Source organism: Aeromonas taiwanensis (assembly GCF_000820165.1).
GTDB lineage: Bacteria > Pseudomonadota > Gammaproteobacteria > Enterobacterales > Aeromonadaceae > Aeromonas > Aeromonas taiwanensis.
In genome coordinates this window covers 39,297-53,595 of sequence record NZ_CDDD01000032.1, presented here as the reverse complement: position 1 = coordinate 53,595, position 14,299 = coordinate 39,297, and the positions used below count along the sequence as shown (strand labels likewise).

Here is a 14,299-nt window from a genome sequence, read left to right as displayed (position 1 = left end):
CCGCTATCTTAGCCATCCTCTCAACCAAATAACAGGGACCGGGCAAGCCCGGCCCCTGGCTTGATTAAGGATCGACCTTAAGATTTCCCTGATTCAACAAATCCTGAATAATCTGCTGGTCACTCCGTGTCGAATTGACCGTCAGATCCACGTTGTCAAAGAAGATGGTATGGGTCGCAGTACCTCCGGCCGAACCATCCAGATCGATCGTCAGGGTCGATTTGTTCACCCCCGGACCTGAGGCGAAGTTCAGATACTGATCCAGGGAAGTTGCGTTGGCATGCTCGCCACTCAGCAACTCACTCAGATCCAACACATCTCCATTGGCCCCCGTGGTGAAGTCCTTGATGACGTCGGTGCTACCAGCTTCACCAGACTGCCACTTGAAGGTATCCTTGCCATCTCCTCCTGTCAGAATATCGTTGCCCAACCCGCCAATCAGTAAATTATCTGCCCCATTGCCGATCAAAGTATCACTGCCAGCTCCACCAATCACACCTTCAATGGAGCTATATGTATCTCCTTCTGCATCGCCCCCAGAACCGGTACCAGTGAGCAGATTGATGGTATGCGCAGCGCCGTCGTCGCTGTAATCCACCAAGTCATGTCCCCCACCGCCGGAGATCACATCATCTTGTGAGCTACCCGCGAGAACATCATCACCGCCAGTGCCTGTCAGGGTATAACTCCCATCCCCCGATACGACGCCAATGTGGAGAGTCGAAGTGGCTGTTGTATCACCGTCTCCATCCGTTCCTTGAATGCCAAAAGACAGATCCTGATTAGCAGGCAAAATCCGTGTCGAGACAATTGCTTCCGTAAAACGCACACCTTGCCCTGATCCACTGATACCTGTAATTGTTACTACGTTGAAGCTGATCGATGGATCAATCACCGTACTCGTACCGCTCACCACCATCGTGCCCGTCTGGGTATACAGAGGGTCTGACGGATCCAGTAGGGTGTTTACGGCAGTCCACTGTATGGTCAAAGAACCATTGATACTGTTATTGGTCAGCGTCAATTTATCGATCAACTTGGGATCGGATGTAGAAGGGTTGTCACCAGCAGCCCCCACATTATGAAACTCCATGGTGACACTCTCACCATTGCCCAGGAACTGGTTATCGATACCAAAACCCTGGGTAGAAGAGTTCACACCATTACTGGTACCCGTAAACTCTATCCGCCCATCCGTCGTTTGTACCCATGGCTGCGGCCCCCCTGCCGTGAGATTCAACAACGAGAACGTCTCGTCACGGGCGACCTCCGAGTTGATCAGATTGAACTGATAATGCCCGTCAGCAAATACGGTCAAGGAGAACAAGCCACTCCCACTGGCGCTTGCCAACAAGGTGGTACTCAACAAACTGCCATCCAGATTGTATGCACTGGATGAGCTATAACTCACACCAGTTATGGCTGGCCCAGTGATGTTGAAGGCAGACAGGCCATCAGCTCCCGGCTCTATATCAAAGAACCCCTTGAGGGATGTCATCGGTTCATTTGCCATGAAACCTGACATAAAGTTGCCCAGCGTCGGCACGTCATCGACAATCCGGATCTGCAGGTCAGCTGCCGACGAGGTCACACCACTGACCCCAGTCACCGTGATGAAGTTACCTATGTCGTCGAAATGATCCGTGGCTGCCGGCGGGGTCAGCACATTGTCCGACAAGGTATAGGTGTACCCAACCGTCGCACTCTTGCCATCCGCGCTCAACGTCACGCTGGTGATATCCAGCAACCCATTACCGGTATTGATGCCCTGTGGCAACACGCCGCCCGGTACAAAGTTTTGACCCAGCACGGTGATGCTCGCCACACCATCGGTTGCGCTCACCGTGAAGGTGCCACTCACCGCCTCTCGGGTGTCACTGTTCAGGGCCGGGTCTGACAGCTCATTGCGCCCATCCGCTAACGCCGTTTCGTAGACCGTTGTGGTGGCCCCACCGGCTGCCACGACAGTGACACTCTGGCTGTCATCCGCCCCCTTGATGTTGATGGTCAACTTGGCAATGCTCTCGTCCCCATCCGCATCCTTCATCGTGTACCAGACGTCGTAGCTCAGGTTCGAGCCCGCCGTCAGCGCCTGCGTGGCCGCCTTGCTGTTGTCCAGCGTATAGCTCCAGGCGCCAGTGGTCGGGTTCTGGGTAAAGGTACCGTAAGTACCAAGGGCACTGACCGCAGCACTGTTGTCATGCCCGGCCGCACTCCAACCCACGAACACCGCCGGGGTATCTGCACCGGACACATCGTTGTCCAACACGTTGCCATTCAGGCTGCCGGCACCATCCTCCGTGACCGTGCCACCGGTATCATTGTTTGCAAGCGGGGTGTCATCTACGATGTCGATTTTGAGAGTTCCGGCTGCACTACTACCGCCAACTCCAATGACAGAAACTGGAATCTGGTCAGTCAGAATAGTGCCATTTTCTGGCTGAGTGTGTGTCTGGGCGGCATCCAGGGTGTAGCTGTAAGTGATGGCCGCCGTCTTGCCGTCCGCACTGCTATAGCCCGTCAGCGTCAACGTTCCTTCGCCGGTATTGATGGGATGAGCCGCCAGATAAGCAGGATCCTGCAACTGCGCTACCGTAAAGATGGCGCCGCCAATCACCAGTTGCTTGATGCCATCGCTGGCAAATACCTGGAAGGTACTACCGTCTGTTTCTGCATTGGTCTGGGCAGCCGAACCGTTCGGATTCAGCCCGGCTTCGAATACAGTCGTATCAGCCCCTCTCGCTGCCACCGTTACTTTGGCAGAGTCATCGGCCCCCTGGATATTGACGGTCAGTTTGGCGATGCTTTGATCCCCATCGGCATCCGTCATCGTGTACCAGACGTCATAGCTCAGGCTCGATGCAGCATTCAGCACCTGGGTTGCCACCATGGTGTTGTCCAGCGCATACGCCCAGGTTCCGTCAGGATTCTGGGTAAAGGTGCCATAGGTATTCAACGCAGCCAGGGCTGCCGTATTGTCATGCCCGCTCGCACTCCACCCCACAAAGGCCGTGGGAGTGTCGGCACCGGCAAAGTCGTTGCCAAGCACGCTGCCGCTCAAACTGCCAGCAGCATCTTCGGTGACACTCCCGCCAGCATCATCTTTCGCACTCGGGACATCATCCCGGATCACGACATCCAGACTTGCACTGGTGCTATCGCCATCGCTGTCCGTCAATACGACGCTGAAGCTTTCACTCAGGGCGGTGTCATCCGCTGGTTGAGCATGGGCCTCGTTATCGAGCAGGGTGTAGCTGTAAGACACACTCCCTGCCCCCGTCACAGGATTGAAGCTGATCCCCGTCACCACCAATTGATTGCCCAGGGGGCTGGGGATCGATTGAGGGAACGAGGTGATGACCTGGCCGTTGCTGATGAGGGTCACTCCACCCAAGGTCAGGCTCTGCACGCCATCCGCCGCACTGAAGGTGAAGGTGCTGCCTTTGGTCAACTCTGCAGCATCAGGAGCACTGCCCTCTACCAGGGCTGCCTCATTCAGAACAAGCTCACCCCCTGTTACTTGCAACCCCTCCAGAATGACGGGCTCATCCACGGGGGTAATGGTAATGGTCAGGGTTGAATCATTGGTATCATCACCATCCGTTACTGTGTAGCTGACCACAGGCACGGGCCCCGTGTAGTTCAAAAACGGGGTAAAGGTATAGGAGCCATCGGCATTGATGATAAGCGTGCCGATGCCCTCCAGTGTCGTCTCGACGCCCGGGGCGACATCGACATTATTGCCCCAGCTGTAGGAGACGACCGAGGTATCCAGGGGGCCATCTAGGTTGGTGCTGTTGTCCAGGAGATTGCCACTGATGGCCTGCTCTTCCAGGGAAGCAACGACTTCATCCTGGTCATCCAGCTGATTGCCCAGCGGCAGTTGATCCTCCTGCAAGATATTCTGCAGGGCCAGGGCGTCATGGCCGGTGTCAAAACCGGCCTCGGCGATGGTAGCATCACCTATCCGATCGATCGTGACGAAGCCTCCGTTGCCGCTGGCTCCTGCCACCCCGCCTACGCCGCCACCACCGCCACCCGCTGCTGGTGCACCACCTGCGGCAGACGCCTCAAAATTCTTGGTCGGGTCCACCCCTTGCAAGATGGATTGTTGCAGGGCCGCTATTTCAGGTGACACCTCTGGCGAACCGGGCTGCTGATTGGCTACCGATGAGGAGGGCTGTCCATCTGCCGGTGTCTCTGGCCCGGTTGGAGCTGCATTGGCAGGGGCTTGGCTGTCATCGTAGGGGGCCAACATCAGTTTGGCGTCGTCAGCAATATTGAGCCTGGCGCCCGGCTGCAAGATCTCGCCGGGCTGGAGAGGACGGCTACTGCCATCGGCAAGCAGGATCTGAACATTGCCTTCTACTGAAGAGACGACGACGGTTTTGTCGATGATTTGGGTGCGCATATCCATTGCTCCAGGGTGACAGATCTTGATGCCTACACTCTATATGCCCGTGGATCATGATTCCGTTGCAAAAATGTATGGAATCGAATCTCTTTGGCTTCATGCGATGAAGCAAATCGAACGAATATTTTTTACATTTAAAAATCAATGAAATACCAATCAGACCAGCCGCGCTTTTGTTCATCTACTGCACAATAACGACGCATATATTTCAAATAGATATAAAAAAGGGCCCTTAATGGACCCCTTTCTATCGTGTAGTGCTGTTTATGGCAGTGGGAAGGCCGGGTGAACGAAGCCTTGATAACCATCGATGTGCAGGCTGGAGAGTACCTCAACCTGTTGCTGATCCTCCACCCGGGTCGCGATGGTCGTCACCCCAGCGTTGTGGGCAGCCCGGCATACGGCCGCCAGGAAGGAGGTGTCTGCACCTGGCTCCATCACCTGACTGGTATAGCCATGATCCACCTTGACGTAAGCGGGGGCCAGCTCTTCCAGATAACCCAGGGACTGGAAGTGGCGGCCATAGTGATCGACCCCCCACTGGAAGCCCAGCTCTCTCAGTGCCTCAACCAGGCGGGTCACATGTTCCCTGTGCTTCATGATGGCCGCTTCGGGGATCTCGAACAGCAGCCGCTCCTTGAGCTCGCCATTTTGCGTCAGATATTCCTTCAGCCATGACAGGAAGTCATCTGAACAGAGAGAGCCTGCCGTAATATTGATCGCCAGCACCAGCTCAGGCTGCTGCCTGAACAAGGGGAGGCAAGCGTCCAGCACCGCCTTGTCAAACTCGGCCCCCATCTTGAATTGCTCGATGGCGGGCAAGAACTGGCCAGCGAAGTAGTCGGTCCCATCTCGTGAAATAGAGGCGAACAGCTCGGCATGCAGACGCGCGCCATCATCGAAACGGCAAGCGGGCTGCGCCTTGAAACGCCAGAGGTTTCTGGTAATGGCGTCCTGCACCAGATCACGCCAGGCCAGGCGTCCCATCAGGCCTTGATCGGCCCCGCCCTCCATGACAACGGCCCCCCGTCGTTCGTTGCGCGCCTTGCCCAGCGCATTGTCCGCCTTGGTCAGCAGGGCAGAGAGATCGTCGTTGCCATCGCGCCCGGCGATCCCGACCACGGAGAGCGCTCCGCGTTCTCCCATGGGATTCACCACCAGGTCCGCGATACGGCTGTTGATGAGTTCCGCCATATCCTTGAGCTGTGACAGATCATCGGTAGGACAGAGCAAGGCGTATTCCGTGGCCGAGATCCGGGCAAGGGCCGCCCCGCTCCAGCCGTCCAACAGCTCCTTCAGCACCTGGGCAATGGATTTGACCATGTTGTCTCGCGCGGCAAAACCCTCGTCACGATAGAGATCGTCCAGCATGTCGACGGCCACCAGCATCACCCCGCCCTGGCCTGCCTCGGCAATCCAGGCATTGACCTGCCCGACGAAGTAGGAACGGTTGCCAAGTCCGGATACCGCATCGACATAGACACGGGCACGCAGGCTCTCCGCTTCGTCAGCCTGCTCCTTGAATTGCACAGCCAGCTTGCTCGAGAGGGTGTTGATGGCCTGCACCACCTGCTTCAACTCACGGGTTCTGGGTTCGGGAATGGCGTGACCGAAATGGTGCAGCTCTATCTCGACCGCCTGATCGCAGATAAGCTTGAGTGGCTTGAGCAGGAAGTTGAGCGCCCGCATCAACAGGAGTGTCGTGACAAGGAACCCGATCAGGAACCAGGTCGCCAGCTCGCTCATCCCCTGCCAAAGCTTGTAGTAGGCCTGCCCGGGGTGCCCCACAACTTTCAACTTGCCCAGTTGCAACCAACCCGAGGTCAGAATCGATTCATTGGATACCTCAGGGAACAGGTCCAGCCCGATGAACCACTGGGGCACCCCCTGAATATTGCTGCTGTTCTCCAGTTCGATGACATCTTTGGATGCCAGCAAATCGAGGCGGACCAGCTTGTAGTAACCCCCGTCAAAGACGGCCTTCATGACTGACTCGGCCCCGACCTTGTCACCGTTCTCCAGATAAGGCGTCAGTGCCAGACCCAGTGCGGTGGACGTATTGATGACGGTGGTCTCCTGCTGCTGAGCCAGATAGCTGCGGGTCGAATCGAACTGCACCCAGTAAGTGGCGGCAAACAGCAATCCGAACAGCAACAGCATGGTTGCCAATAGTTGTTTGTAGAGCGTCATAGGTTAACCATCCAAATTCACCACAGGCCGAGCCAATCGCCCTGAAGTCATGCGATTGCGTAAGTCATTCCATAGTCCCAGGCGCGATGACTGGCCGGCCATTTCCCCTTGACCACGCTCTTTCATCAACCACAGGTGACTACCGTTAAAGCTGTATATTGGTTTCAGATCCGCCCGCTGGCTGGCCGGACGAATGGAACCGACAAGATTGTCCAGAATGAGAGGAACTGATGCTGGCGTCTCATAATAGGCAACAACCATATGAAACTGGTTATAATCCAATGCCTTGACATATACCATTCGCATTTTTTCATCCGGAATGCCAAGCTCCAGCAGCGTAAAATACTTGGAAATGCTGAAGTCTTCACAATCTCCGCCCGCAGCCCCCAGAAACTCCAGAGGTGTCGCCCAATAATCCTTCTTGCGCCACAACTTGATGTCATCGACAAAGCGCATCTGGTTGAAAAACTGGTTTACCTTTTCAAGCTTCTGCCTGTCCGTCAGACCCGCAGCCTTGTTTTGAACCGCCAGGGTACGCCAACTGGTCACCCGCTTCCCGGCGCGAGGACCATAGGTCTCCTCCGCCCGCTTGACCAGTTTCATATCCTCCGATGACAAGGGCTGGCTGGCGCTGAGCAACAGGGGAATGGCGAGCAGAGCCAGCCACAACACGCGGAAAGACCAGGGGAGCGTCGGGCGGATGCGCCACCACGGTCGACGCAGCATGCCCTCGAACTTGTCTCCCGATATAACACGGTTTCCCTGCAGCATGTCATCACACTCTTCAGGTGAACGCCGGACACATAAAAGAATGACTGCAGCAAGCTGCAGCCATTCCTCTTGCCTGACATTGCATCAGCGCGATGGCCATCAGTTGTTGTTGGCCTGCCACTCGGCTGGCTGCTGCACATTCATGGCATTGAGCAGACCCCCCGTGGCATTGAGGATGCGATAATCCGCCAGCAGGGAGTCATACTCGGCCGTGATGTAGCTGCGGCGCGCCTCGAACAGTTCGTTTTCCGTGTTCAGGACGTCCAGCAAGGTCCGCTGTCCCAGGCCAAACTGCTTCTTGTATGCCTGCACGGTGTCGTAGCTGGCGTCCACGTGCTCTTTCAGGAAGACTTTCTGTTTGGCCAGCGACTCCTTGGCATTCCAGGCCAGACGAGTCCCTTCCTCCACCTGACGGAAGGCATTCAGGTGAATGTCCTTTGCCTGGGAATAGAGCGCAGAGGTGGCCTTGCTTTCGGCCAGATCGGAGCCACCACGGAACAGGTTGTAACGCATCCGGACCATGGCGGTAAGATCGTCGTTGCGACCCTTGACTGCATCGATATCCTCGTTCCAGTTCTGATCCACTTCGAAGGCCACATTCGGGTAGAACCCGGACTTGGAACCTTCATGCTGATACTTGGCCTCTTCGATATCCTGCAGGGAAGAGAGCAGGGTCGGGTGTACCTCGGTCGCCGTCTTCAGCGCATCCTCCAGGGTGGTGGGCAACAGCTGGGCGTTCGGGACGGGCTGCACCAAGTCCTTGGGCACTTCATTCACGACACGGATGAACTCGCTCTCGGCATCCCGATAGTTGTTCTCCGCTGCCGCCTGGTTGGAATAGGCACGCGCCACCCGGCCGTCGATCTGGGTCTGATCCGCCGTCGACCCGAGACCGGAGTCGGTCCGTTTCTGGATGTCGCTGCGGATCTGCTCGTGGGTTTCCAGGTTCTGCTTGGAGAGCTCCAGGATCTCCTGCTGACGCAGCATGTTGAGGTACACCTCCGCCACGCGCAGCGCTGTGTTCTCCGCCTCGGAGATCAGGGCCAGGCGTTGTGCCTGGGCTGCGGCGTCGGTCCGGGCCACGTTGTTGCTGACATCGAAACCGTCAAACAGCATCTGGCGCAGGCTGATCCCGGCCTCCTTGCGGGTCATGGAATCATCGATCGTCTGCGAATTGGCGCCTGCTGCACGGGTCGTGGGGCTGTCGGTCTTCTCGTAGCCGACGCCACCACGCAGATCGATGGTGGGATAGTAGCCGCCCTTGGCTCCATCATGCTGGTACAGCCGTGCCTGATAGAGATCAAAAGCTTCCTTGATTTTCGGATGGGTAGCCAGGGACTGTGCCACTGACTGTTCCAGCGTCTGTGCCTGGCTCAGGCCCGGGAACAGTATGGTGCCACTAACCAGCATGGCAACAATCGTCTTCTTCATGGTATCTCCAGTCATGTTGTTTTTTGATTGTTGGCTTATCGTTCTCTCAGTGCCGACTGCTTAGCCCTCAAGATGGGTTTCAGCAAGTAGTCTAGGACACTTTTTTTACCAGTAATGATATCTGCACTGGCTAACATACCGGGGATGATGGGAAGTGCGTTAAGCTCATCGCCCAGATAACTCTTCTCGGTTCGTACTCGCACCAGATAGAAGGAGTTGCCCTCCTCATCCTGGATAGAGTCGGCGCTTATCTGTTCAACCTTTCCATGTAAACCTCCATAAACAGTGAAATCATAAGCGGTTATCTTGACCACTGCCTCCAATCCGGGTCTCAGGAACGCAATGTCCTTGGGTGATACCTTGGCCTCCACCAGCAGGGTGTCCTCCAGCGGCACTATCTCCATCAGGTCCATGCCCGGCTGGACAACCCCTCCCAGGGTATTGATCTTGAGCTTCTTGATGGTGCCTTTGAGAGGCGCTATCACGCTGGTTCTATCGACCCTGTCTCGCAGGCCAACCTGCCCCTCGGACAGCTGGCTCAACTTGCCCTGACGCTCATTGAGCTCGGTCTGGGAGTCGGCCCTGAATTTCAGGGCGATATCGTTGCGCTTGGAGATGGTCTCCCGCAGCACGGAGTTGAGCTTGGGCACCAGCAGACGATTCGCCTCCAGCTCTCCCTGCATCTCGTTCACCTGCCGCTCCAGCTTTATCAGCTCCACTTGGGGAACTATACCCTCTTTTGCAAGGGGGCGACTGATGTTCAGTTCCTGACGTGCGAGATCCACGCTGCGGCTCACGGTCCTGATCTTGGCGTTGAGTTCGATCGTCTCCTGCTCTTTCTGCTCGATCTGCTGCCCCAGGATATAGAGCTGGTTCTTCAGATTGTTGAGCCGCGCCTCCTGCACCGATCTTTCACGGGCAGCATATTCGGCAAACACGTTCTCGTACCCCTCGGGGAAGTCGATGGCCTGCTTGTCGATGACGACCTGCTCACGCCAGCCCAGATTGGGCTCGTTCTTGACCACCACGCTGCGGATTTCGGCGCGCAGGCGGGCAATATCCCCCTTGAGGGTGACCAGCTCCTGCTCCCGCTCGCGAAAATCGGACTTGAAACGGGTGTCGTCAATGCGCAGCAGAGGCTGTCCCTTCTCGACGATGTCCCCTTCCTTGACGAAGATCTCCTTGACGATCCCCCCTTCCAGATTCTGGATCACCTGCAGCTGACGCGACGGGATCACCTTGCCCTGGCCAACGGTGACTTCGTCAAGCTCGGCCCAGGCGGCCCAGACGATGGCACTCATGAAAAACAGGAAGCAGGCCCAGAGCAGTACCCTGGCACGGGTCGGCGTCGTCAGCAGGACGGCGGCAGCACCGTCGTCCACGAACTCCAGGTGCTCGGGTGCGGGCAAGACGGTGTCCGAACTCGCCTTCTTGAACCAGTTGTTAGACATTAGCCGTCTCCTGCACCCGCACCTTGCCTTCCTTCAACTGTTGCAGCACCGCCTCCTTGGGACCGTCCGCCACGATTTTTCCCTGCTCCACGACGATGACCCGGGAGGCGACGTCCAGCATGGAGGTCTTGTGGGTGATGAGGATCAGGGTAGTCTCTGGCCCGAGGCGTGCCAGCTCCTGCTTGACGTGCATCTCTGACTGGTTGTCCATGTTGGAAGTGGGCTCATCCATCACCAGGATGGGCGGATCGTTGAGCAGGGCACGGGCCAGCAGGATGGCCTGTCGCTGACCACCGGAGAGCTGACGCCCCCCCTCGCCAATCTGTCTGTCGAGACCATTGGGATCCCGGTTGGTGAAGTTGGTCACCCCTGCCCGTTTGGCGGCGCGCAACACCCGGGTATCGTCCACCAGGGGATTGCCCAGCATGATGTTGTCACGTACCGAGCCAAAGAAGAGGGTCACATCCTGCGGCACGCAGCCGATGTTGCGGCGAATGGCGGTCGGTGGCAGCTGATCCAGCTCGAACCCGTCCAGGCGCACCAGGCCATCCGTCGGGCGATAGAGCCCCATCAGCAGTTTTTCGAGGGTAGTCTTGCCCGCCCCTATCCGACCGATGATGGCAACCTTCTCGCCCGGCTCGATACGCAGGTTGATGTTGTGCAGGGTGCTGCTCTCCATGCCCGGATACTTGAAGGAGACATTCTCGAACTCGATACGGCCCTGGATCACGGGGTGGTGGATGTACTGCCTGCCCTCCTCCTGTTCCCCCGGGGTCATCATGATTTTCTCCAGGATCTCCAGAGCAGACTTGGCCTGGTTGTAGCGGGTCGAGAGCACGGAGAGCTGCACCATGGGGGCGATGGCACGGCTCGATAACATGACGGCCGCTATCATGCCCCCCATGGTCACCAACCCCTCCGAGATCTGGTAGACGCCGACGATGACCAGCCCCACAGTCACCACCTGCTGGATATAGCTCGCGAGCGACGACATGGAGTTGGTGATGCGCCGGGTTTGAACACCCCAGGTCGAAATGTGGGACACCGCCTGCTCCCACCGGTGCTGGAACATGCTCTCGGCCCCGAAGATCTTCACCGTCTCTAGGCCCGAGATGCTCTCGATCAGGTTGGCGTTTTTCTGGGAGGCGAGGCGGGATCCCTCCTCGATGGACTGTTTGAGCGGCGCCTGGATATAGAAGCTGTAGGCCACCAGGATCAGGATGGCGACGATGGGGACCACCACCATGACGCCGGCGAAGAGCCAGATGATGAACAGGAAGAAGATGGCAAACGGCAGGTCGATCAGGGTGGAGACGGTGGCCGAAGTAAAGAACTCCCGCACCGATTCAAACTCCTGCAGGTGCTTGGCAAAGGCACCTGTCGATGCCGGACGGGACTCCATCTTCATCCCCATCACCTTGGCGAAGATCTTGGCCGACAGCAGCACGTCGGATTTCTTGCCGGCGATGTCGATGAAATAGCTGCGCAGCTGGCGCATCACGAAGTCAAACGTAAAGACCACCATGGCCCCGACGGCCAACACCCAGAGGGAGTCGAACGCCAGATTCGGCACTATCTTGTCGTACACGTTCATGGTGAACAGGGGGCTGGCGATGGCAAACAGATTGATGAGAATGGACGCCACCAGCACATCACGGTAGATGCCGCGGGACTCGAACAGCGTGCTCCAGAACCAGTGACCGTCGCGGGTCTCCAGCACCTTGGGAGAACGCTCATCGAACTTGAACTGCCGCTTGACGTAAAACAACCGGCCACTGTATTCGTCACCAAGCTGGGCAGTGCTGACCCATTGGGCCGCATCCCCTGCCTGGGGGAAGATGACCTTGGCCTGGCTGCGGTCTTCATTCCATTCCAGCAGGATGCAGGCCCCGCCATTGCGCGTCTGCAGCACACAGGGCAACAGCAGGGGGGAGATCTGTTCGAGGGGCTGGATCACCTCCCGGGCGGAGAGACCACCACGCTCGGCGGCGCGGCTGAAGAGGGCCGTACTCAGACGGCCCGAGACCAGTGGCAAGCCCGTGGTGAGAGCATCCTGGCTATTGGGCACCCCATAAAAACGGGTCAAAAAGACCAGGCACTCCAATAGCTCATCTATATGGCTGGTTTCAGCTTGCATAGCATCCCATCAAAACATGATTCAGAAGGTGGTCACTGGCATCCTCTCCCGGCACCGTGCGGCGTTCCATGCACACAGGGCAGGCCCCGCCATACACCGGCACCCCCGTCAGCGCATCGGGCATTGAGATGGCATGCCATAGCCAGACTCACCTGTTTTCATGCCGGGAAGGGGGCAGGGCTCGCGGTGTCGTCAAAGAACCTGCCACTGCGTGCGAAACAGGCTCGCACGGCACATCAAGGGCAAAGAGTTATTGATAACCATATCTTTTTAAGCCGACCATCTTATCAAGGCGACCTGCCCGAAACTATACTGCAAAGACTGAAAATCATCTAATAACCCTCTGTTTTTTTAATGAAATTAGAGCTGATGTTCATGCATCTGAGAGGGTGAAGGGGCGCCCCAGTCGCTGCCCCTGGGGGCCGGAACGAGCCAGCTCGGCGGCGATAGCCGCCATGGCGGTCCAGCGGTTCTCGCACCAGGCGGGGGCCAGCAGGGTCGGTCGGCGCGCCGAGGCCGACACGCGGTGATAGACCACCTCGGGGGGCGTGTGCTGGATCATGGCGACCGCCGCCTCCACATACTGCTCCTGGGTCAGCACCTCCAGCCTGCCCGCCTGCCACGCCTTGCCAAGGGTGCTACCCTGCACCACGTGGAGCGGATGCAGCTTGATCCCCTCCACCCCGGTTTCCACGACGCGGTGCAGGGTCTCCAGACTGTCCATGGGCACTTCACCTGGCAAGCCGACGATAAGGTGCGCACACACCTTGATGCCACGCAGATGGGCTCGCCGTACCGCATCGGCGTAGGCGGCGTAGCCATGGCCCCGATTGATGCGGGCAAGGGTCTTGTCGCTCGCGCTCTGCAGCCCGAGCTCCAGCCACACCTCGTAGCCCCGGGCCTGATAGCCGGCCAGGAGGTCGAGCACCGCGTCCGGCACGCAGTCGGGGCGAGTCCCCACGCATAGCCCCACCATGTCGCTGACCGACAGCGCCTCCTCATACATGCGTTGCAGGTATTCCACCTCGGCATAGGTGCTGGTGTAGGCCTGAAAATAGGCGAGGTAGCGCCTGGCACGGGTCACCTCGTCCCGGCGCGCCAGCAGTTGCTGCACCACGGAGAGTTGCTGGGCCGACTCGTCGGCGAAGGAGGAGACATTGCAGAAGGTGCAGCCGCCGCGCCCCAGGGTACCGTCCCGGTTGGGGCAGGTGAAGGCGCCATGAATGGAGAGTTTGTGGATCTTCTGGCCGTGACGCTGCTTGAGATCCTGGCCAAACGTATTGATGAGTTCGTGTAACTGCATGACACCTCCGAAATGAGACGCCATTTTACCGGGACGGGTCGCCTGACAGGCTGCGCTGGATCAAGGGCAACCCTCCCCCAAAACCATATAAATATTCAAATCAGACAGGATAAATACCCAATAGAAGGCATTTATGGCTACTTTTGGAAACTAGCGAAGCGCCACACCGAACGGAAAAAGAAAGTGCAACCAACCTATAAGCATCTGTTCAAAATGAAAAAATCCTGATTAGACCGCATCTGGGCAAATGCAAGGTGCAGGATCCTGAAATGTGATCCCTGTCGGACCCAGGCCGCATGGATTTGTAAAATTACTACAGTTCTCCGCAGCGAAGCACTCAACCATCAAAGCCACCAATAACAGTCAATATGACCAAACAACAACTGATACGCAGCATTAAATACATAAAAATCCTAATCGAGTCTCTGAAACCCACATTTTGTTATGGCGATGTAACATTGCAAACAGGCGGGATGTCCAATTGACCTTGCCGAAAAATCCCATTAGTTTGGAGATTCGCCACCTCAGGCGGACGGAACCACAAGAGCCAATCGCAATTTATGCAATCTGTTGATGACAGTGCGATGGAAGGCCGAGCAAGG

Annotated in this window: 7 protein-coding genes; all 7 read right to left on the bottom strand. The window is 57.3% G+C overall.

Annotation, left to right across the window (positions count from 1 at the left end; genetic code table 11):
- Nucleotides 1-64: 64 nt before the first annotated feature.
- The gene (locus BN1136_RS05760) at nucleotides 65-4,411 is read right to left on the bottom strand and encodes a retention module-containing protein (protein WP_043808185.1); all 4,347 of its coding nucleotides are present in this window, start codon (nucleotides 4,409-4,411) and stop codon (nucleotides 65-67) included.
- Between the two features lie 267 nt (nucleotides 4,412-4,678).
- Nucleotides 4,679-6,604, bottom strand: coding sequence for an EAL domain-containing protein (locus tag BN1136_RS05755; RefSeq protein ID WP_043759702.1), 1,926 nt, complete (start codon nucleotides 6,602-6,604; stop codon nucleotides 4,679-4,681).
- A gap of 3 nt (nucleotides 6,605-6,607) precedes the next feature.
- The gene (locus tag BN1136_RS05750) at nucleotides 6,608-7,330 is read right to left on the bottom strand and encodes a transglutaminase-like cysteine peptidase (protein ID WP_043759703.1); all 723 of its coding nucleotides are present in this window, start codon (nucleotides 7,328-7,330) and stop codon (nucleotides 6,608-6,610) included.
- Between the two features lie 144 nt (nucleotides 7,331-7,474).
- Nucleotides 7,475-8,806: a TolC family outer membrane protein gene (locus BN1136_RS05745; protein WP_043759700.1), complete on the bottom strand. Its 1,332-nt coding sequence runs from the start codon at nucleotides 8,804-8,806 to the stop codon at nucleotides 7,475-7,477.
- Between the two features lie 35 nt (nucleotides 8,807-8,841).
- On the bottom strand, nucleotides 8,842-10,257 hold the full coding sequence (locus tag BN1136_RS05740; protein WP_043759699.1) for an HlyD family type I secretion periplasmic adaptor subunit: 1,416 nt from the start codon (nucleotides 10,255-10,257) through the stop codon (nucleotides 8,842-8,844).
- Nucleotides 10,250-12,394: a type I secretion system permease/ATPase gene (locus BN1136_RS05735; protein ID WP_043759697.1), complete on the bottom strand. Its 2,145-nt coding sequence runs from the start codon at nucleotides 12,392-12,394 to the stop codon at nucleotides 10,250-10,252. Before BN1136_RS05735 ends, BN1136_RS05740 begins: the two co-directional genes overlap by 8 nt.
- A 373-nt stretch (nucleotides 12,395-12,767) precedes the next feature.
- Complete coding sequence (locus BN1136_RS05730; protein WP_043759695.1) at nucleotides 12,768-13,697, bottom strand: tRNA modification radical SAM protein MnmL/YtqA; 930 nt, start codon at nucleotides 13,695-13,697, stop codon at nucleotides 12,768-12,770.
- Between the last annotated feature and the right edge of the window lie 602 nt (nucleotides 13,698-14,299).

Excerpts from the sequence above, each read along its gene's own strand:
- BN1136_RS05735 (WP_043759697.1), bottom strand. The coding sequence starts at position 12,394 with ATGCAAGCTGAAACCAGCCATATAGATGAGCTATTGGAGTGCCTGGTC.
- BN1136_RS05750 (WP_043759703.1), bottom strand. The coding sequence starts at position 7,330 with ATGCTGCGTCGACCGTGGTGGCGCATCCGCCCGACGCTCCCCTGGTCT.
- BN1136_RS05730 (WP_043759695.1), bottom strand. The coding sequence starts at position 13,697 with ATGCAGTTACACGAACTCATCAATACGTTTGGCCAGGATCTCAAGCAG.
- BN1136_RS05760 (WP_043808185.1), bottom strand. The coding sequence starts at position 4,411 with ATGCGCACCCAAATCATCGACAAAACCGTCGTCGTCTCTTCAGTAGAA.
- BN1136_RS05745 (WP_043759700.1), bottom strand. The coding sequence starts at position 8,806 with ATGAAGAAGACGATTGTTGCCATGCTGGTTAGTGGCACCATACTGTTC.
- BN1136_RS05740 (WP_043759699.1), bottom strand. The coding sequence starts at position 10,257 with ATGTCTAACAACTGGTTCAAGAAGGCGAGTTCGGACACCGTCTTGCCC.
- BN1136_RS05755 (WP_043759702.1), bottom strand. The coding sequence starts at position 6,604 with ATGACGCTCTACAAACAACTATTGGCAACCATGCTGTTGCTGTTCGGA.